This is a genomic window from Microbacterium gorillae (assembly GCF_050990725.1).
GTDB classification, from domain to species: domain Bacteria; phylum Actinomycetota; class Actinomycetes; order Actinomycetales; family Microbacteriaceae; genus Microbacterium; species Microbacterium gorillae_A.
In genome coordinates, this window is the sequence record NZ_CP158844.1 from 343,675 (window position 1) to 364,884 (window position 21,210).

The following is a 21,210-nucleotide window of genomic DNA, read 5'->3' on the forward strand; positions in this document are numbered from 1 at the left end:
TCCCTCGTCAGGCGAGCTGAGTCACCGCGGCATCGACGCGCGACCTCATGACGCTGATGCTGTGACCGTCGGCCCCGTGAATCTCGGCCGCGCGGATGGCCGCAGTCAGCGCTTCCGCCAGGGAAGCGCGGAAATCGCTGGCCGGTGCGGGACGCACGCCGAACAGATCCAGGGCGTCCACGCTGAAGAAGGAGTCGACCGTGAGCTCGCCGACGCCGAAGAGCATCAGCTCATGCTCATCGCCCTGCGTCAGCGGTTCCGGATTCACATCGAACGCAGGGCTCGGAACCCATGCAGCGTTGCGCCGAAGGAAGCCGTGGTTTCGGAGGTGATCATCGAGATTGCCGACCGCCGCGCCGAAGACAGCCCGTCGCCAGAGTTCCGTGGGGTCTCCTCCGGACAGGCGGCAGAAGTCGACGAGATCGACCCAATCGCCGCTTTCCCCGTCCTGTGCTTCCAATGCGGTCATCGCGGAGATATAGGGCACGCGACGATCATCGTCTCGGTCGAAACGGCGCAGGAGCAAGGGCGAATGCGGCGCGGTCGCGAAGGTAGTCGGTGCCGTACTCGAAAGCGCCGGAGGTGCGGGTGCGATAGATGCGTCCGGCGTGTACCTCCTTGCCTCCAGCCACGGTGGTCACGTCGATGATGTCAGCCATCGGTGCGCACTCGGACTCGTTGCGGGAGTTTCTCATCTGCGAGCAGGCGACCACGTTCGGTCGCGTACGGATCAGTCGCTCCCACGACCGTGTCCATCAACCCCAGCACGCGTAGGACGCGCAGCGTGATCTCCAATGAGGTGCCGTCGCCGTTCTCCAGCTTGCTGAGGGTGGCGGGCGTGGTGCCCGCACGTTCGGCGACCATTCTGGCCGTGAGGCCGAGTAGCTTTCGCTGCGTGGCGACGTTGTGACCCAGAGTGCGCAGGGCGCGAGCGACCGGGAGTGGAGTGGTCATGGTCCTCGTAAGATCAACGATTGCTTGATCTATCTCACTTTGAATCTAGATTGCTTTATCGTATACATCTATCTCGATAGATTACTGGATGCACCTGGGTCAGCGGCGGCACGTACACGGCCGCACCGGTGAGAGAACCCTCACGGCAGGGCCGGTGGAGAATCCGTGGGGCGACGCAGTGCCGACGCTACGATTGCTCCATTTCCATAGGGGGAGGACGCGATGAACACCTCGGCTGACGCCATCACCGACGGGGGCGAACCCCGACTCCAGCGGGCGCTGAGCAACCGCCACATCCAGTTGCTCGCGATCGGCGGGGCGATCGGCACGGGCCTGTTCATGGGCAGCGGCAAGACCATCTCGGTGGCAGGTCCCTCGGTGATCTTCGTCTACATGATCATCGGCTTCATGCTGTTCTTCGTCATGCGGGCGATGGGCGAGCTGCTGCTGTCGAACCTGAAGTACCGCTCCTTCAGCGACTTCGCCGGCGACCTGCTGGGGCCGTGGGCGAGCTTCTTTACCGGCTGGACGTACTGGTTCTGCTGGGTGGTGACGGGCGTCGCCGACGTGATCGCGATCGCGGGCTACGTCAAGGTCCTGATTCCCGACGTTCCTCTCTGGATCCCCGGTCTGCTGGTCATCGTGGCACTTCTGCTGCTCAACCTGCCGTCGGTGGCCGCGTTCGGTGAGGTCGAGTTCTGGTTCGCGTTGATCAAGATCGTGGCCATCGTGGCGCTCATCCTCACCGGTCTGGTGATGATCTTCAGCGGCTTCCAGTCGGACGCCGGCACTGCGTCGTTCGCCAACCTCTGGAGCCACGGTGGCTTCTTCCCGAACGGATTCATGGGCTTTGTGGCCGGATTCCAGATCGCGGTGTTCGCCTTCGTGGGCATTGAGCTGGTCGGCACGGCGGCTGCCGAGACCAAGAACCCGCTGCGGAATCTCCCGAAGGCCATCAACGCCATTCCCGTGCGCGTGATGCTGTTCTACGTCGGTGCGCTCATCATTCTGATGTCGGTGACGCCGTGGACCGAGTACGAGGCGGGCAGCAGTCCGTTCATCGGGATGTTCCTGCTGGCCGGTCTCGGCGCTGCCGCTGTGATCGTGAACCTCGTGGTGCTCACCTCGGCGATGTCGAGCGCCAACTCGGGCATCTACTCCACGTCGCGCATGGTGTTCGGACTCGCCCAGGACGGCGATGCGCCGAGCCTGTTCGCGCGGCTGTCACGTCGTCGGGTTCCCCAGAACGCTCTCTTCCTCTCCTGCATCCTGCTGCTGGCGGGTGTCGTGCTGCTGTATGCGGGCGAGGACATCGGGAAGGCATTCGACATGGTCACCACCGTGTCGGCGGTGTGCTTCATGTTCGTGTGGACGATCTTCCTGCTGAGCTACCTGGCGTACCGCCGCAATCGTCCTGAGGTGGCTGCCCGCTCCACATACCGGATGCCGGGAGGACGCTTCATGGTGTTCGTCGTGTTCGCCTTCTTCCTCTTCATCCTGTGGGCGCTCACCACGCAGCCCGACACGCTGACCGCGCTCGTCGTCACACCGATCTGGTTCGTGGTCCTGGTGGTGGCGTGGCTGTTCGTCCGTCGCTCGCCGCGTCACCTCGAGCGTCACGCCGCGCACATGACCTACCTGCGTACCCCCGACGAGGAGGAATGAGCGCGCAAAGCTGTTGCCACGTCGGACGCTCATCGTAGGGTGGACTCAACGCCCGTGCGACGCTCGGGGACGGGATACTGAGGGGTATTGCATGGGTTTCTTCGACAAGTCCACGGGTAGCGCCGGAGCGCTGGCGCCGCTGAGCCGCGACCGCGTCACCGCGGTGCTCGATGCGGGCGGCATGCACTACAGCATCGACAGCGATGGCGATGTGGGCGGCTGGTGGGACGGTCACCTCTTCTATTTCTTCCTGATGGGTCAGGACAAGGAGATCCTGCAGGTCCGGGGCCGCTGGAACCGCACCGTGAACCCGGACCAGTACGGGAACCTCGTACGACTCGCCAACCAGATCAACACGGAGCGGATGTTCCCGCGCGTTTCCGTGCTCATCGATGATGACGGCGACGTCAACGTGTTCGCGGCTCACGGCGTGGACTACGAGAAGGGCGTCACCGACGACCAGCTCGACGTACACTTCGCCACGGCGATCGGCTCGACGCTCAGCGCGTTCGGCTTCCTCGACGAGCAGTACCCCGCCGAGGCCGCAGCGGCCAACGCGGCCTTCAACGAGGAATGAGTCGTGCGTTCGCGGTCGACCTGCGCGGAATGGTCGACCTGCTGGCGCGCCACCTGTATTCCGGTCCGCGCGTCTACCTGCGTGAGCTGTTGCAGAACGGTGTCGACGCCGTGCACGCGCGGCAGACGCAGGATGCGCAGGCCCCCGCATCGATCCGTCTCATCGCCCGTGGTGACACGCTCGAGGTGATCGACACGGGCGTGGGGCTGTCAGCTGCGGAGGCCGACGAGCTCCTCGCCACGATCGGGCGGAGTTCCAAGCGTGATGAGCTGACGGGGCGTACCGACTACATCGGCCGCTTCGGCATCGGCATGCTCGCCGCGTTCATGGTGGCCGAGACCATCGAGGTGGTCTCTCGCTCCGCGTCCGGCAGCCCGCCGGTGCGCTGGCGGGGCCGCGACGACGGCACGTTCGAGATCGAAGAGGACCCGGCAGACATTGGCGACATCCCCGTCGGCACTCGCGTGCGCCTGCACGCCCGTCCCGAGGCCGCGCACTGGATGTCCACCGACACCGTGACCGCGCTGGCCACCGAGTACGGCGAGCTGCTGCCGGTCGACATCAGCGTGGAGGTTCCGGTGGGGCAGACGGTCCTGCCGCGCCGGATCTCCCGCGACCACCTGCCGTGGCAGGAAGAGCACCCCACGCCCCGGGCGCGCGAACAGGCGCTCGTGCGCTACGGCGAGAGCCTGTTCGGCTTCACGCCGCTCGGTGTGATCGATCTGAACGTGCCGGAGGTCGGGCTCACCGGAGTCGCCTTCGTGCTGCCGTCCGCGGTCGCGCCGACCGGTGCCCGCCACCGTGTCTACGTGAAGCGGATGCTGCTCGGCGACCGCGTGGATGGTCTCCTGCCGGACTGGGCCTTCTTCGTTCGCGCCGTGGTGAATGCGGACGGTCTCAACCCGACGGCCTCTCGCGAACAGCTGCATACCGACGAGGTCCTGGTCACGGCTCAGGAGCACCTGGCCGCCGGCCTGCGGTCATGGGCGACGAAGGCGCTGTCCGAGGACACCGCCTTCCGCGGGCGATTCCTGCGCACGCATCATCTGTCGCTGCGCGCCCTTGCGGCGGGAGACGACGAGATGCTGGACCTCGTGGCGAAGACCCTGCCGTACCAGACCACCGACGGTGAGCTCACGCTCAGCGAGGTGGGGGAGCGCAGCGGCGAGATCCTCTATGCGCCCACCACGGAGGCGTTCCGCCGGGTAGCCGATGTCGCCCGAGCCCAGGGTCTCGTGGTGGTCAACGCCGGCTACGTCTACGATGCGGACGTGCTTGCGCGCCTCAGCGGCCGGTCCGGGTGGCGCGTCCGTCAGCTGCGCGTGGAGGATCTGGTGCGAGCGCTGGCACCCCTCGATCCGTCCCGGGAACTCGCCACCCTCGACGGCGTGGCGGCGGCGCAGGCCGTGCTCGCGGATGCCGACGTGGACGTCCTCATCCGCACCTTCCTCCCGGAAGACACCGCTGCTGTGTTGCTGCGTGATGCCGAGGCGGAGCACCAGCGCGACCTCGCCGCGGAACGAGAGCTCGCCGACGCCGCCTGGGGGGACGTGCTGGCGGCCTTCGCGCGCCCGACTGCGTCGCGACAGCTCGTGCTCAACGACGCCAACCCGCTGGTGCGTCGACTGCTGGGCGCGGACCGCGGCGAGGTGTTCCGCGCCGGCGTGCGCACCATTCATCTGTCGGCCGTGATGCGCTCCGGTGAGGTGCTCCGCGCTGCGGAAGCCACCCAGCTCAACGACTCCCTGAATGTGCTCCTCACCGCGGGCTTGGGTGCCGCACCCGACGAAGCGCCGTAAGCACCGCTCCCGAACCCGAATCGGAGAAGAACCGTGACCCGCGATATCGATGACATCCTCGCCGCAGCCCAGAACGCCGATCACATGCCGTACGGTCCGGCACGCACCGAGACCATGGTCCGGCTGCTGGAGGAGGTGGACCGGGACGCGATTCAGGACGCCGAGGCTTACGTCCTGATCTGCCTCGTGGAGGCGCACTTCTTCGCCGGCGACACCCCGCGGGCCCTCGTGGTGTTCTCCCGACTGCGTCGGCTGTGGGCCGAGCACCCCGAACGGTTCGACAAGTGGGACCGCGAGGCGTTCTTCGCCGCCATGAACTGGGTGGTCGGCGGTGTGCAGGACGACCCCTCCGTATCGGCGGAGCAGATCCTCCCGCTGCTGGACGACATGACGCAGCTCGCCGCCGTGGCGGGATTCGCCGCCGATGCGGCGGCCTACGAGCGGTTGCGCTGGGCGATTCGCTCGGAGGCGGACGACGTGGAGGCGCGGTTCGAGGAGTGGCGGCACACGCCGCGCACCACGGCGGACTGCGAGTTCTGCGAGCGCACGCGCGTGGCGATGGTGTTCGCCCGGGACGGTCGTTACGCGGAGACCGTGACGCTCGCGAGCGCGCCCGGTGCACCGGATCGGCGCTGCACCACAGACCCCGCCGATCTGTACTCGCTGCACGCGCAGGCGCTCCTGGAGGTCGGCGACGCGGCGGGTGCCGCCCGCCTGCACCGTGACTTCGAAGCGGCCCTGCCGCGGCAGTCCGCGCACCTCACGATGGCCCGCGGACGTCGTATCTGGACCCTCGGTCGCGGAGGCGCACTCGAACTGGCGGTCGCGGCGATCGAGGAGGACCAGGACTATCTGCTGGGCGGCATCACGGGGTGGCTGCACCTGTCCTTCCTGACTTCCGTTGCCGCCGGAACGAGCGCGCTGGTCCGGGCCGGACTTGATGCGCCGCTCCGCCTTCGGGCTGTGCCGGCGACCACCGTGTCCGAACTCGCGGAGTGGACGCGCGAGCGCGCACTGGAACTCGCCGACGCGTTCGGCGCCCGTGCCGGTGGCGACCGGCTGCGAAAGCGGACCCTCGCCGATATCGAGCGGCCCCTTCCGCCGCAGCGGCTGGAGTTCCGCGTCGAGGTTCCCGCACCTGTTTCGACGGATGCTCCCGTCCCGACTGAAGCGCACCAGAGTGCGCCGGCCGAATCCGAAGGCGAGACCTGGGAGCAGGCGCTCGCCGCTGCAGAGTCCGTCGTCTCCACCGACCTCGCTGCCGCCGCGGCAGCCTATGGTCGCGCCGCCGTCCTCGCCGATGCCGCCGGTGCGCTGGCGGACGCCGGCTTCGCCTACGCAGAGCTCGGGCGAAGCGCGGATCTGCTGCGGGATCCCGCCGCCTCCCACCGTGCCTACGGCGAGTCGGTCGCGCGGCTGATCGCTGCGGGCGTCGAACCCGAGCTGACCGTGCAGGTCATCGAGGCGTGGGCTCCGGTCGCCGCGGATCGTGACGACACGACAGATGTGGTGGCAGCGGCCGCCCGCATCCACGAGCTCCTTGCCGTGGCGAACGATGACGACGTGCCGGATGAGCGGCTGCGCGCTCGCCGGGCACATCGCCGCGACAGCGCGCTCGCGGTGATCTCCGAGACTCGTGCGCGACTGATCGCCGGGGACGACGCCGACCTGGCGTTCGATCTCGCTTTCCGTGCGGCCGAGTTGCATCGCGACACCGGTCGCGCGGACGCCGCGGCGGAGGCGCTGTGGCTGGCGGCACGCATCCGGGAATCGGTCGATGCCAGTGACACCCCTGATGTGATGCGTCTCGCCTTCGATGCCTCCTCCGGGCATCAGCGTTCGGTCGTGGGCGCCGCTCTCGTCGAGGCACTTCGCGGTGCCGGACGTCACGGCGAAGCGGACGACGTGCTGCGCGAACTCGGCGGCAACTGACGTCTCAGCGGCGTGGACTGGTGGAGCCCACGGAGAGGATGGCGAGGGCGACGGCCAGCAGCCCGTATGCGACGGCATCGGAGGTCACGACCCGCTCGCCCAACAGCAGCGCCGCCACGAACATCAACACCGGTTCGACGTAGCTGAGCAGTCCGAATACGGCAAGGGTGAGCAGGCGCGCCGCCGCGAGGTACAGCGTCATCGCCACCGCGCCGCCCAGGCCGACGAGGAGCACGACGCTCTGCTCGCCCACCGTGCGCGCTCCTGGATTCAGCGCGATCAACGGCACCGCGGCGAGACAGAGAATCGCCACCTCGGCGCCGAACGCCGCCTGGGTGTCGAGGTGGTGCCGCTTACGCAGCGCGAAATAGGCGGCGTAGCCGAGGCAGACGAGAATCGTCACCCAGGAGAACGTCGCGGAGAAGACAACCTTGATGGTGACCGCGACGGCGGCGACGGCCACCGCCCACCACTGCATGCGCGTCACTCGTTCGTGGAAGAGGAATCGGCCGGACAGCACCAGCACGATCGGCAGCAACAGGTAGCCGAGGGAGGCGTCGAGGCCGTGCCCATGCATCGGCGACCAGGCGAACAGCCACATCTGGACGCCCACGAGCATCGCCGTGCACACCAGGACGAGCGGCATCCACCAGCGCTGACGAAGCAGAACGATCAAGTCGGCGAGCGATGAACGGCCGGAGGCCCAGAACAGTGCCAGGAGGAAGCAGGCACCGGTCACCAGCATCCGCCAGCCGAACATGGACTCGGCGGATGCGTCGAGCAGGCCGGACACCAGGAACATCGCCCCGAACATGGCGCTCGCGACAAGCGAGCTGACGACGCCGCGCACAGAATGTCCGGCAGGAGGGTTCATGACGCGATCCATCGTATTCGCGCTCAGTGTGTGCCCCGGATGCGTCCCCTCGGACCGTGCGTTTCTCGCCAACGGCGATGAGGAACGTCATGCCAATGACCCCAATATTGGGGTCATTGGCATGACGCACATTGAACGCGTCATCCTCGCGTCAATAACGTGTGGCTCACAGCCAACGTGCAGGGCGTACCCAGCATCCCCACATTCGTCCCCAGCGGCGGCATCTGAGAGCGCCCGGGCGGACCGACCCGCCCGGCGCAGGAAAGAGATGACAATGCGTCACGACAGTGAAGTACCGGCGACCCAGCGGATCTCTGCACAGCGAGCCCGCCGAACTTTGCGGCCGTTCCCCGCGCATACTCGCGCATCACGATCACAGCGGTCAGGACCGCGACACCGGTTCGCCGCGCTCGCGACCGTGGCTGCGCTTGTCGCCAGTGCATTCTCAGCGTCGTTCCTCGCCACCGCGCCGGCCGCATCTGCTGCGCCCGGTGACCCCTTCAACCTCAGCACGCCCGCGGTCTGGATCGGGCAGGGAAACCCGACCGGGCTGTACGAATCGGTGCAGACCGGCACCGGCTCCGTGTTCGAGCCCGTCGGCGGACCGTCGTCGCTGGTCTACAACTCCCTCGGCTTCCGCGCGAGCAATGGCTACCTGTACGGCCTCGAGGTGAACGCCGCCACTCAGAACCGCCTGGTGCGCATCGGGCAGGAGGGCCAGGTGACGACCCTGGGCCTCGTCACCGGACTGTACAACGACCCCAACGGGGCCTCGTATAACCAGGGCACGTTCGGCTCCGGTGCGGACGCGGACAAGTTCTATGTTCGCCACCAGGCGCAGGGCAACTCGCTCCGCATCATCAACGTCGACACCTTGACCGCCACGAACGTGACGCTGAGTCAGACCGTGCCAAACCTCTCCGACATCTTCTATCTCAACGGCTTCGTGTGGGGCGTCTTCGCAAACGCGGGCGGATCGACGATCTACCGGATGAACCCCGTCAGCGGCGGGGTGACCTCCTACCCGTTGCCGCAGCTCACCGGCTTCGCGTTCGGTGCACAGTGGGTGTACGGAAACGGCAACATCGGGCTCTCCGAGAACAACTCCGGCACCGTCACGCAGCTGAAGATCACCGGTGCCGGCGGTGCGTCGCCGACGTTCACGGTGGTGAGCACCCACAGCGGGCCGTCATCGACGAACAACGACGGCGCCGCCTGGGCGGGACTGCCCGTTGACCTCGGCATCACCAAGACCGCCGCGAGCGACACCGTGTCGCCCGGCGGGCAGGTGTCGTACACCCTGACGGTGACCAACAACAGCGTAGGAGCCGACTCCAGCGGTTTCACGATCTCCGACGCCCTCCCCTCGCAGCTCACGAACCCACAGGTGCCGACCGGATGTTCCATCGTGGGCTCCACCGTGACCTGTACGGGCGGTGCCCTGGCAGCCGGTGCGTCGACCGACTTCGTGATCTCGGGAACCGTCAATCCGGCGGTCGGCATCGGCGTCTGCTTCGACAATGTCGCGAGCGTCCTCGGCAACGAAGCCGACCCCAACGCCGCGAACGACTCGGCCACCGAGCAGGTCTGCACCGTCGGCACCGGAGAGCTCGCGATCACCAAGACCTCCAACGCCACCGCGAACACCCGTGTCGGAGACACCGTGACCTACACGGTCACCGCGACCAATGTCGGTAACGGCGACTTCACGGCGGCGAACCCGGCCGTGGTCTTCGACGATCTCTCCGGTGTGCTCGATGACGCCACGTTCGACATCGCCGACGCCACGGCGAACCAGCCGGGAACGATCGACTACTCGGCACCCCGCCTTTCGTGGACCGGTGCGCTGGCCGCAACCGCGAGCGTCACCATCACTTACACCGTGACCCTGACGGCCGGCGGCGACGGCGTGGTGCGCAACGTCGCGTGGGCTCCCGCTGACCCGGCGAACCCGCAGACCCCCGCGTGTGATCCGCCGGTGAACGGCTCCGACCCCACGACGGGTGAAGCCTGTGCCGAGGTCGAGTATCTGCTGCCGCGCCTGACGATCACGAAGACGGCGAACACGACGGCCATTCCTGCCCCCGGCACTCCGGTCACCTACACCGTGACCGTGACGAACGAGGGACCGGGAACGTACACCGCAGCAGAACCCGCGACGTTTACGGACGACCTGAGCGACGTCCTCGACGATGCGACATTCATCTCTGCAACTCCCAGCTCGGGTTCAGCCTCGGTCCTCGGCTCGACACTCACCTGGACTGGTGCGCTCGCGGCCACTGAGTCCGCGACGATCGAATACACGGTCGCCTACACCGGTGGCGGAAACCGTGTGTTGAACAACACCGCGTGTGTGCCTGCAACGGAGGCGCTCCCGGGAAGCTCGGCGTGCGACTCCGTGCAGATCCCGGCCGCCGCGCTCACGCAGTGGAAGAGCGTGTCTTCTTCGGCGACGCCTGCTGTCGCGGGATCGGTGCTGACCTACACGCTGAACTTCCGCAACGACGGTACGGCTGCTGCCACTGTCGACGCGATCGACTTCCTCACGCACGTGCTGGATGACGCTGACGTGAGCGCGGAGCCGACGGCGGATGCTGGGTTGAGTGCAACCCGCACGGGCGCTCAGATTGCGATCACCGGGTCGGTGCCTGCGGGACAGACGCTGACGGTGACGTATGCGGTGACGGTCAAGGCCGATGGCTCCCGCGGTGATGATCTGTCGGCGAACTTCCTGATGGTCAACGATCCGGCGAACCCGCCGACCGCGCCGACCGATCCGACCTGCACGCCGACGGACGCGCAGTTCCCGGATTGCACGAGCACGCCGATCGGTGCGATCACGTACTCGAAGGCTGTGACCGCATCGGCGACGCCGGTCGTCACCGGGACGGAGTTGACGTACACGATCACGATCGTGAACACGGGTCAGACCTCTATGGCCGTGTCGCGTGAGGACGTGCTGACGGACGTGCTGGATGACGCGACGCTGACGGGTGCGGCAACGTCCGACACGGCGTCGGTGACGGTGTCGGGTCCGACGGGTGATCGTCTTGCACTGGGTGGCGATCTCGCCGCGGGTGCCACGGCGCTCGTCACCTACGTTGTGACGGTGAACGCGGAGTCGGATCGTGGCAATAACGCTGCGAACAACTTCCTGGTCCCGCCGGGCGGCACGCCTCCGACGGAGTGTGTGGCCGGCTCTGACCAGTGCACCAGCACTCCGCTTCCGGTGATCGTAGCCACGAAGGTCTCCAACCCCGCGTCGGGCGAGACGGTCGCCGCGGGTCAGAACGTGATCTACACGCTGACGTTCACGAACGAGGGCCAGGGAGCCGGAACCGTCGACTACATCGACAACCTGTTCGGTGTGTTCGACGATGCCGACCTCACGGCCGGGCCGACAGCGAGCAACCCGGCGTTGACGGCGACGTTGAACGCGGACGACACGCTTGGCATCACGGGGACACTGGCCGGTGGCCAGACGGTCACGGTGTCGTACACGGTCACCGTGAAGCCGGATGGCGAGCGAGGCAACAACCTGCTCGGCAACGTGCTGGCACCCGCGTCCCTGGTGGACCCGCAGTGCGGCGACACCGGCGTCATCTGCACGGAGAATCCGGTGTCCGAGCTCGTGCAGTGGAAGAGCGTCTCGTCTTCCGACACTCCTGCTGTCGCGGGATCGGTGCTGACGTACACGCTGAACTTCCGTAACGACGGTGCAGCCGCAGCGAGCGTGGACTCGATCGACTTCCTCACGCACGTGCTGGACGATGCCGATGTGAGCGCTGAACCGACCGCGGACGCAGGACTTACCGCCGTGCGCACGGGCGATGAGATCGCCGTCACAGGTTCGGTGCCGGCGGGGCAGACGCTGACGGTGACGTATGAGGTCACGGTGAAGGCTGACGGCGAGCGTGGCGACGACCTGGCGGCGAACTTCCTCATGAGGAACGACCCGACCGATCCGCCGACCGCGCCGGTTGACCCCGCTTGCACCCCGACGAATGCTCAGCTCCCGGATTGCACGAGCACGCCGATCGGTGCGATCACGTACTCGAAGGCGGTCGCGGCTTCGACTGACCCCGTGGTTGCAGGTACGGAGCTGACGTACACGATCACGATCGTGAACACGGGTGAGACGTCCATGGCGGTGTCGCGTGAGGACGTGTTGACGGACGTCCTCGACGACACGACGCTGACGGGTCCGGCCACATCTGACACGGCGTCGGTGACGGTGTCGGGTCCGACGGGTGGCCGTCTCGCGCTGGGCGGTGATCTCGCTGCCGGTGCCACGGCGCTCGTGACGTATGTCGTGACCGTGAACGCGGAGTCGGATCGTGGTAACAACGCTGCGAACAACTTCCTCGTCACGCCCGGTGGGACGCCTCCGACGGAGTGTGTCGCTGGTTCTGACCAGTGCACCAGCACTCCGCTTCCGGCGATCGTGGTGTCGAAGGCCTCCAACCCGGACTCGGGTACGGCTGTGGTCGTGGGTCAGGACGTGATCTACACGCTGACGTTCACGAATGAGGGCCAGGCCGACGGGACCGTTGCCTACATCGACAACCTGTTCGGTGTGTTCGACGATGCCGACCTTACGGATGGGCCCGCCGTGAGTGACCCGGCGTTGTCAGCGACGCTGAACGCCGACGACACGCTGGGAATCACAGGAACGTTGGTCGGTGGCCAGACGGTGACGGTGTCGTACACGGTCACGGTGAAGCCGGATGGCGAGCGAGGCAACAATCTCCTCGGCAATGTGCTGGCACCGACCTCGGCGGTGGACCCGCAGTGCGGCGACGTTGGTGTCTTCTGCACGGAGAACCCCGTGTCCGCGCTGGTGCAGTGGAAGAGTGTCTCCTCCTCCGCGACGCCTGCGGTTGCGGGGACGGTGCTGACGTACACGCTGAACTTCCGTAACAACGGTGCAGCCGCAGCGAACGTTGACTCGATCGACTTCCTCACCCACGTGCTGGATGACGCAGACGTGAGCGCGGAGCCGACCGCGGATGCTGGGCTGAGTGCAACCCGCACGGGTGACCAGATTGCGATCACCGGTTCGGTGCCTGCGGGACAGACGCTGACGGTGACGTATGAGGTCACGGTGAAGGCTGACGGCGAGCGCGGCGACGACCTGTCGGCGAACTTCCTGATGGTCAATGATCCGGCGAACCCGCCGACCGCGCCGACCGATCCGACCTGCACGCCGACGGACGCGCAGTTCCCGGATTGCACGAGCACGCCGATCGGTGCGATCACGTACTCGAAGACTGTCAGCGCCTCGGCGACCCCGGTGGTTGCGGGTACGGAGCTCACGTACACGATCACGATCGTCAACACGGGTGAGACGTCCATGGCGGTGTCGCGTGAGGACGTGCTGACGGACGTGCTGGATGACGCGACGCTGACGGGTCCGGCCACATCTGACACGGCGTCGGTGACGGTGTCGGGTCCGACGGGTGACCGCCTCGCTCTGGGCGGCGACCTCGCTGCCGGTGCCACGGCGCACGTCACGTACGTTGTGACGGTGAACGCGGTGTCGGATCGTGGCAACAACGCCGCGAACAACTTCCTTGTGGCACCGGGCGGCACGCCTCCGACGGAGTGTGTCGCCGGTTCCGACCAGTGCACCAGCACGCCGATTCCGGTGATCGTGGCCACGAAGGTCTCGAACCCGGAGTCGGGTACGGCTGTGGTTGCCGGCCAGGATGTCACGTACACGCTGACGTTCGCGAACGAGGGCCAGGGGGACGGCAGCGTCGATTACGCCGACAACCTGTTCGGCGTGTTCGACGACGCCGACCTGACGGCGGGGCCGACAGCCAACGATCCGGCAGTGACCGCGACGCTCGATGCGGACACGCTCGAAATCACGGGAACGCTCGCAGGAGGCCAGACGGTCACGGTGTCGTACACCGTCACGGTGAAGCCGGATGGCGAGCGCGGCAACAACCGTCTCGGCAACGTGTTGGCACCGACCGCTGTGGTGGACCCGCAGTGTGGTGACGCCGGGGTGGTATGCACCGAGAACCCGGTGCCCGAGCTCGTGCAGTGGAAGACGGTGTCCTCGTCGGACACTCCCGCTGTCGCGGGGTCGGTGCTGACCTACACGCTGAGCTTCCGCAACGACGGTGCCGCCGACGCGGCTGTCGACGCTGTCGATCTCCTCGGACACGTGCTGGATGACGCCGACGTGTCGTCCGAGCCGGTCGCGGACGCAGGGCTGTCGGCAGTTCGCACGGGCGACCGCATCGCGATCACCGGAACGGTTCCGGTCGACGCCGTCCTGACGGTGACCTACGAGGTGACGGTCAAGGCGGACGGCTCGCGGGGCGATGACCAGGCGGCGAACTTCCTGGTGCCGAACGACCCGGAGAACCCGCCGACCACGCCGGAGACGCCGGAGTGCGTGCCGAACCCGGACTACCCGGAGTGCACGAACACGCCGATCGGTGCGATCACGTACTCGAAAGCGGTCGCGGCTTCGGCTGACCCCGTGGTTGCAGGTACGGAGCTGACGTACACGATCACGATCGTGAACACGGGTCAGACGTCCATGGCAGTGTCGCGTGAGGACGTGCTGACGGACGTCCTCGACGACACGACGCTCACGGGTCCGGCCACATCTGACACGGCGTCGGTGACGGTGTCGGGTCCGACAGATGATCGTCTCGTGCTGGGCGGTGATCTCGCCGCCGGTGCCACGGCGCTGGTGACGTATGTCGTGACGGTGAATGCGGAGTCGGATCGTGGTAACAACGCTGCGAACAACTTCCTCGTCACGCCCGGTGGGACGCCTCCGACGGAGTGTGTCGCTGGCTCCGACCAGTGCACCAGCACGCCGCTTCCGGTGATCGTGGCTACGAAGGTCTCGAACCCGGAGTCGGGTACGGCTGTGGTCGCCGGCCAGGATGTCACGTACACGCTGACGTTCACGAACGAGGGCCAGGGAGCCGGAACCGTCGACTACATCGACAACCTGTTCGGTGTGTTCGACGACGCCGACCTCAGCGGGGGCCCCGCGGTGAGCGACCCGGCTCTGAGCGCCGTGCTCAACGCCGATGACACGCTGCACATCACGGGAACGCTGGCGGGAGACCAGACGGTCACGGTGTCGTACACGGTCACGGTGAAGCCGGATGGTGAGCGAGGCAACAACCTCCTCGGCAACGTGCTCGCGCCCGCCTCCCTGGTGGACCCCCAGTGCGGCGACGCCGGCGTGAGCTGCACCGAGAACCCGGTCCCGCAGCTGGAATCGTGGAAGAGCGTCTCTGCGGCCTCGACCCCGGTGGTCGCGGGCACGGTGCTCACGTACACGCTGTTCTTCGAGAACACGGGTGCGGCAGCGGCTCCGGTGGATGAGATCGATTTCCTCACCCACGTTCTGGATGACGCGGACGTGACCGTCGAGCCGACGGCCGATGCGGGACTGACCGCAGTACGCGCGGGCGACCAGATCGCGATCACCGGCGAGGTTCCGGTTGGCGAGACGCTGACGGTCACCTACCAGGTCACCACGAAGGCGGATGGTGAGCGTGGCGACGATCTGGCGGCGAACTTCCTGCTGAAGAACGACCCCACCGATCCGCCGACCCCGCCGACCGACCCGGTCTGCACGCCCACCGACGTGGAGCGTCCGGACTGCACCCTCACGCCGATCGGCCTGCTCGTGACGTCGAAGGCGGTGTCCGCTTCCGCTTCTCCCATCGAGGAGGGAACGGTCCTCACCTACACCCTGACGTTCGACAACCAGGGCGAGGCCGACATGGCCGTGGACTACACCGACCACCTCGCCGACGTCCTGGACGACGCAACGCTCACCGCCGACCCGGTGGCATCGGATGCCGCGCTGACGGCGTCCGCGGTGACCGGTGACGAGTTCACGGTGACGGGTACGATCGCCAGCGGTCAGACGGTGACGGTGACGTACGAGGTCACGGTGAAGGCGCAGGATGCACGCGGCAACAACGTCGCGAACAACTTCCTGGTGCCGACGGGGGAGACCCCGCCGACCGAGTGCGTTGCGAGCGACCAGAACTGCACGACCACGCCGCTGCCGAACGTGTCCGTCGCCAAGGCGGCCGCACCGGTGACGGAGACCGCGGTTCGTGCGGGTGAAGAGGTCACGTACACGCTGACGTTCACCAACTCGGGTGAGGGCGCTGGTGCGGTGGACTTCACCGACCACCTGGCCGGAGTTCTCGACGACGCCGACCTCACCTCTGCTCCCGTCACGAGCGATCCCGCTCTGGTGGCGACGAGCGGTGCCGATGGGCTGGTCCGAGTGACGGGCACGCTCGCTGCCGGGCAGGTCGTGACCGTGGAGTACACGGTGACGGTGAAGGCGGATGGCGAGCGCGGCGACAACGTGCTGCAGAACGTGGTGGCGGACTCCGACATCACCGACCCGCAGTGCGGTGACGCCGGCGTCTCCTGCACGGAGCATCCGGTGGGTGAGCTGGTCGACGAGAAGAGCGTCGACCCCGCCTCCGGCACCACCGTGCAGGCCGGCCGCGTGCTCACCTACACGCTGACGTTCACCAACGCCGGCGAGGCACCTGTCACGGTCAACCGTGACGACGTGCTCGACGGCGTGCTGGATGACGCCACCGTGACCGAGCAGCCGGCGGCATCGTCCGACGCGCTGACGGTGTCGAGCATCGCCGATGGTCGCTTCACCGTGACCGGTGAGCTGGCCCCGGGTGAGACCGTGACGGTGACCTACCAGGTGACCGTCAAGGAGGATGGCGAACGCGGCAACGACCGTCTCGACAACTTCCTGGTCGACGAGGGCGCCACGCCTCCCGCTACCTGCGAAGCAGACAACGCCGACTGCACGGTGAACCCGATCAACAGCGTGGTCATGTCCAAGGCCAGCGACCCGGAGACGGGTGCGGAAGTGACGTCCGGGCAGGACATTACCTACACGGTGACCTTCGAGAACACGTCTCAGAACGCCGACGCCGACCCGGCCGCGATCGACGCGACCGACACGCTCACCGACGTTCTCGACGACGCGACCCTGACCGGCGGTCCGACCGTCTCGAGCGACGACCTCACGGCCGTTGTCTCCGGCGACACTCTGCGAATCACGGGGACCATCCCCTCGGGCGAGACCTACACGGTGAGCTACACGGTCACGGTGAAGGACGAGGCTGACCTGGGCAACCGCACGCTGGTGAACGTGGTTGCGCAGACCGGAACGCCGCCCACGTGCGTCCCCGGGCTCTGCACAGAGCACGAGGTGCCGACGGTGACGCCGACGCCGACGCCGACCCCAACGCCGACCACCACGCCGGAGCCGACCCCGACGCCGACCACCACGCCGGAGCCGACTCCGACGACGACGCCGCAGCCGACGGGGACCGTGTCTCCGACCACGCCGGTGAAGCCGACGTCGACGGTGAAGCCGGGGCCGCTGCCCAGTACGGGTTCTGACCTCCCGCTTGGCGGAGCAGCTGCAGCACTGCTGCTGATCGTCGCCGGTGCCGGTGTACTGATTGCGCGGCGGCGGACGCTCGCGGCCGGTCGGAAGCGCTGAGTCGGACGTGGGTGGGGTCGGCGGGACGGCCGACCCCACCCACGTGTGACTTTGGCCGCATCCTCAGTCCCCGCGCACCCGTTCTGACAAATGACAATTCAGCGACTGACCCCCACGCGTGGGTCAATCGCGGTACCCTCCAGATCTGACACATTCGCGTAGCGCCGTGTCGATTGGTTGGGGGATTGACGCTCGCACCCGAAGCGAGCGCAATTTGATCAGAAGGGGACACCCGTGAAGAACCGAAACTCACGGTTGCGGACGAAGATCGGTGGCGCCATCGCTGCCGTCGGTCTCGTCGCACTAGGAATCGTCGCGCCACAACTCGCGACCGCAGCGCCCACGCTGCAAGATGGCGACAGCGTCTGGGTCGGACCACCACTGCCGTCCGACGGCGGCGGGTTTGCGGGCGCCGAGGTGTGGGCTGGTGACTCGGCGACGGGTCCGTCGGACTTCGTCGCGTGGTGCATCGAACACGACGTGGACGTGCGCACTGGTGCGCTGGGAGAGATCGGGTCGTTCGATGACTTCCTCGGCGTCAAGCCGTATTTCCATGATCCGGCGATCCAGTCGAAGGTCGTCTGGGTGATCAGCCACTCGTACCCGACGGTGACTCTCGAGGACCTCCGTATCGAGACGGGGCTCCCGACCCTCACCCTGCCGGAGGTGACTGAGGCGACGCAGTACGCCGTCTGGACCAATACCGAATACGGGCAGACGATCCCGACGTGGCAGTGGGACCCCACGCACACCAACATTCCGGCCCTGTATCACTACCTGACCGACGGTGCCGATGCGAACGCCCCGGCGACTCCGCCGGCAAACCCCGACATCACCGTGAACGTCACAGCTCCGTCGGGATCCCAGATCGGCGACTCGCTCGTCGGTCCGTTCGTGGTGAACACGAACCAGCCCACGGTCAGCGTCTCCACCGACTCGACCTTTGCGATCGTTGACGCGTCGGGGGCGCTTGTCGACACGAGCGCTGTCACGGATGGCACCGAACTCTATTTGGACGTCCGTGGCAGCGATGCCGCCGGCACCGCCACCATCACCGCAACGGCGGCAGGCTCGAGCATCACGGGGAAGATCATCACCACCCCGGAGACAACAGGCGGCGACCCGAATGAGGCGCACAGCCAGACACTCATTCTCGCCGCGCCCGCCGGCGCCACGACGACGGGATCTGCGAATGTGGCGTGGGAGGCCGTGCCGCAGCCGGAGATCACCACGGAGCTGACCGATCCTGCTGACGGCGACCAGACACTGCCGTGGACCGGTGGCCCCGCTGCCGACCGGGTCATTTTCTCCAACCTCATTCCCGGTGTGGAGTACATCCTTCGCGGCGAGCTGATGCGTCAGTCTGACGGCAGCTCCACGGGAATCATGGGAACGACGACCTTCACGCCCACGTCCGCGTCGGGGAGCGTCATCGTGAACTTCGACGTTCCGTCCGGCTACGAGGGTGAAACTCTGGTCGCGTATGAGCGCCTGTACGCGCATCCGGATGAGGAGACGCCCGTGGCCGTTCATGAGGACATCAACGATCAGCCTCAGACGATCATCGTCGAACCGGCGCCCGCGATCGGCACCACGCTGGTGGACTCCGCCGACGACGACCAGATCCTGGGCTGGAACGGCGGCACGCTGATCGACACGGTCACGTTCGAGAACCTCATCCCTGGCGTGGAGTACGTCGTCACGGGCGTGCTCATGGACAAGGCGACGGGCTTCAGCACCGGGATCACTGGCACGACCACGTTCACGCCGACCATGCCCAGCGGCCGCGTCCCGGTGACCTTCGCCGTTCCGATCGGCTACGCGGGTGACGTTCTCGTCGCCTACGAGGAGCTCTTCGAGTCCAGGGACCTGGAGACGCCGATCGCCGAACACAAGGACATCAACGATGCCGCGCAGACGGTGACCGTCGAAGAGGCGCCCGTCGTGGAGGAGCCGGCGATCGGTACCTCGCTGGTCGATTCGGCTGATGATGACCACGTGCTGACGGCTGCCGGTGGCACGCTGGTCGACACGGTGGCCTACCAGAACCTGATCCCGGGTGTGGAGTACACGATCACGGGTGAGCTGATGCTCAAGGGGGATGGCACAGCGACAGGTATCACGGGATCGGTGACGTTCCAGTCGCTGACGGCGGACGGCTCGATCGAGGTGGAGTTCGAGGTCCCGGCCGGATTTGCGGGTGAGGCTCTCGTGGCGTACGAGGAGCTGTTCGAATCCGACAATCTGGCCACCCCGGTGGCGGAGCATAAGGATCTCGCCGACGCTGCCCAGACCGTCACGGTCGAGGAGGCTCCGGCACCTGCTATCGGCACCACGCTGGTGGACTCGGCCGATAGCGACCACGTCCTCGGTTGGAATGGTGGCACGGTGATTGACACGATCGCGTACCAGAACCTGACGCCGGGCACCGAGTACACGGTGACGGGTGAGCTGATGCTGAAGGGTGATGGCTCGGCGACGGGTATCACGGGCACGACCACGTTCACCCCGACTGAGGCTGACGGCACCACCACGGTGACGTTCACGGTTCCGGTTGGGTTCGGTGGCGAGGTTCTGGTCGCGTACGAGGAGCTGTTTGAGTCTGCGGATCTGACCACCCCGGTGGCGGAGCACAAGGACATCAACGATGCTGCTCAGACGGTGACGGTGGAGGAGCCTCCGGTTGTGGAGGAGCCTGCGATCGGTACGTCTCTCGTGGACTCGGCCGATAGCGACCACGTGCTCGGTTGGAACGGTGGCACCGTGATTGACACGGTCGCGTACCAGAACCTGACTCCCGGGACTGAGTACACGGTGACGGGTGAGCTGATGCTGAAGGGTGATGGTTCGGCGACGGGTATCACGGGTACGACGACCTTCACGTCGACTGAGGCTGACGGGACCACGACGGTGACGTTCACGGTTCCGGTTGGGTTCGGTGGCGAGGTTCTGGTCGCGTACGAGGAGTTGTTCGAGTCCGCGGATCTGACCACCCCGGTGGCGGAGCACAAGGACATCAACGACGCGGCTCAGACAGTGACGGTGGAGGAGCCTCCGGTCGTGGAGGAGCCGGCGATCGGCACGTCCCTCGTGGACTCCGCCGATAGCGACCACGTTCTGCCCGCAGCGGGTGGCACGCTGGTTGACACGATTGCGTACCAAAACCTCACCCCGGGGACGCAGTACACGATCGCCGGCGAGCTGATGCTCAAGGACACGGGCTCAGCGACGGGCATCACGGGCACGGTAACGTTCACGCCGTCGACCGCGGATGGTTCGGTCGAGGTGGAGTTCACGGTTCCTGCTGGGTTTGCTGGTGAGGCACTCGTGGCGTACGAGAAGCTGTTCGAGTCCGCGGACTTGACCACCTCGGTGGCGGTGCATGAGGACATCAACGATGCAGCTCAAACGGTGACGGTGGAGCAGCCCACCACCACCACGCCGACGCCGACGCCCACGGCCACGCCGACCGAGACGCCGACGCCGACGGCCACGCCGACGTCGAGCACGTCGGTGATCCCGACTATCACGGTGAAGCCGGCGGGTCCGTCCGGACTGCCGACCACGGGTATGAATGTGGGCCCGGCACCGGTGATCGGTGCGGTAGTTCTGCTGGGTATTGGGGCGTTCGTGCTGATCGCCCGACGCCGAGCGAACAGCCAGCGCTAACCGGTCCAGCACACATGACGGGCGTGTTTCCCACGTGGAGGCACGCCCGTCATCAATTCATGGCGTGAAGAGGCCGCGGTGCCCGATCCGCGACCAGGCTCATAGCGTCATCTGAAGCACTGACCCCAACACAGACGTCAAACGTCCGCGCGTTAGTGCATTATGCACACGAAAGAACTATGTTCTGATCTGATTGCCT

At 66.7% G+C, this 21,210-nt stretch carries 10 protein-coding genes; 6 read left to right on the forward strand and 4 right to left on the reverse strand.

Translation table 11 applies throughout. From position 1 onward, the window contains the following. Nucleotides 1-7: 7 nt before the first annotated feature. Genes ABTV68_RS01600 through ABTV68_RS01610 form a run of 3 tightly spaced genes read right to left on the reverse strand, consistent with a single transcriptional unit; the run spans nucleotide 8 to nucleotide 954 of the window. Entirely contained in the window at nucleotides 8-526 is a 519-nt protein-coding gene (locus ABTV68_RS01600) for a HipA domain-containing protein (RefSeq protein WP_433675870.1), read from the reverse strand. Further along, complete coding sequence (locus ABTV68_RS01605) at nucleotides 495-659, reverse strand: hypothetical protein (protein ID WP_433675871.1); 165 nt, start codon at nucleotides 657-659, stop codon at nucleotides 495-497. Before ABTV68_RS01605 ends, ABTV68_RS01600 begins: the two co-directional genes overlap by 32 nt. Next, complete coding sequence (locus ABTV68_RS01610) at nucleotides 652-954, reverse strand: helix-turn-helix domain-containing protein (protein ID WP_433675872.1); 303 nt, start codon at nucleotides 952-954, stop codon at nucleotides 652-654. Before ABTV68_RS01610 ends, ABTV68_RS01605 begins: the two co-directional genes overlap by 8 nt. A 222-nt stretch (nucleotides 955-1,176) precedes the next feature. Between ABTV68_RS01610 and ABTV68_RS01615 the strand changes: the two genes are divergently transcribed. The 4 genes from ABTV68_RS01615 (at nucleotide 1,177) to ABTV68_RS01630 (ending at nucleotide 6,927) form a co-directional block, all read left to right on the forward strand. Next, the gene (locus ABTV68_RS01615; protein WP_433675873.1) at nucleotides 1,177-2,619 is read left to right on the forward strand and encodes an amino acid permease; all 1,443 of its coding nucleotides are present in this window, start codon (nucleotides 1,177-1,179) and stop codon (nucleotides 2,617-2,619) included. A 91-nt stretch (nucleotides 2,620-2,710) separates the two neighbouring features. Further along, nucleotides 2,711-3,196, forward strand: a complete 486-nt coding sequence (locus tag ABTV68_RS01620; protein ID WP_433675874.1) for a YbjN domain-containing protein — start codon at nucleotides 2,711-2,713, stop codon at nucleotides 3,194-3,196. Next, entirely contained in the window at nucleotides 3,193-4,995 is a 1,803-nt protein-coding gene (locus ABTV68_RS01625) for an HSP90 family protein (RefSeq protein WP_433675875.1), read from the forward strand. Before ABTV68_RS01620 ends, ABTV68_RS01625 begins: the two co-directional genes overlap by 4 nt. Nucleotides 4,996-5,028: 33 nt before the next feature. Further along, complete coding sequence (locus ABTV68_RS01630) at nucleotides 5,029-6,927, forward strand: hypothetical protein (protein WP_433675876.1); 1,899 nt, start codon at nucleotides 5,029-5,031, stop codon at nucleotides 6,925-6,927. 4 nt (nucleotides 6,928-6,931) lie between these two features. On the opposite strand, the gene rarD is transcribed toward ABTV68_RS01630, so the two are convergent. Beyond that, a complete protein-coding gene (gene rarD, locus ABTV68_RS01635) occupies nucleotides 6,932-7,801 on the reverse strand; it encodes an EamA family transporter RarD (protein ID WP_433675877.1) in 870 nt (289 codons plus the stop codon). Between the two features lie 418 nt (nucleotides 7,802-8,219). Between rarD and ABTV68_RS01640 the strand changes: the two genes are divergently transcribed. Together ABTV68_RS01640 and ABTV68_RS01645 are read left to right on the forward strand one after the other, a co-directional pair. Beyond that, nucleotides 8,220-17,342: a DUF6923 family protein gene (locus ABTV68_RS01640; protein ID WP_433675878.1), complete on the forward strand. Its 9,123-nt coding sequence runs from the start codon at nucleotides 8,220-8,222 to the stop codon at nucleotides 17,340-17,342. A 234-nt stretch (nucleotides 17,343-17,576) separates the two neighbouring features. After that, the gene (locus tag ABTV68_RS01645; RefSeq protein WP_433675879.1) at nucleotides 17,577-21,011 is read left to right on the forward strand and encodes a VaFE repeat-containing surface-anchored protein; all 3,435 of its coding nucleotides are present in this window, start codon (nucleotides 17,577-17,579) and stop codon (nucleotides 21,009-21,011) included. Nucleotides 21,012-21,210 lie beyond the last annotated feature (199 nt).

Bases quoted from the DNA above. Each gene is read 5' to 3' on its own strand.
- ABTV68_RS01605 (WP_433675871.1), bottom strand. From the start codon at position 659: ATGGCTGACATCATCGACGTGACCACCGTGGCTGGAGGCAAGGAGGTA.
- ABTV68_RS01610 (WP_433675872.1), bottom strand. From the start codon at position 954: ATGACCACTCCACTCCCGGTCGCTCGCGCCCTGCGCACTCTGGGTCAC.
- ABTV68_RS01615 (WP_433675873.1), top strand. From the start codon at position 1,177: ATGAACACCTCGGCTGACGCCATCACCGACGGGGGCGAACCCCGACTC.
- ABTV68_RS01620 (WP_433675874.1), top strand. From the start codon at position 2,711: ATGGGTTTCTTCGACAAGTCCACGGGTAGCGCCGGAGCGCTGGCGCCG.
- ABTV68_RS01625 (WP_433675875.1), top strand. From the start codon at position 3,193: ATGAGTCGTGCGTTCGCGGTCGACCTGCGCGGAATGGTCGACCTGCTG.
- rarD (WP_433675877.1), bottom strand. From the start codon at position 7,801: ATGAACCCTCCTGCCGGACATTCTGTGCGCGGCGTCGTCAGCTCGCTT.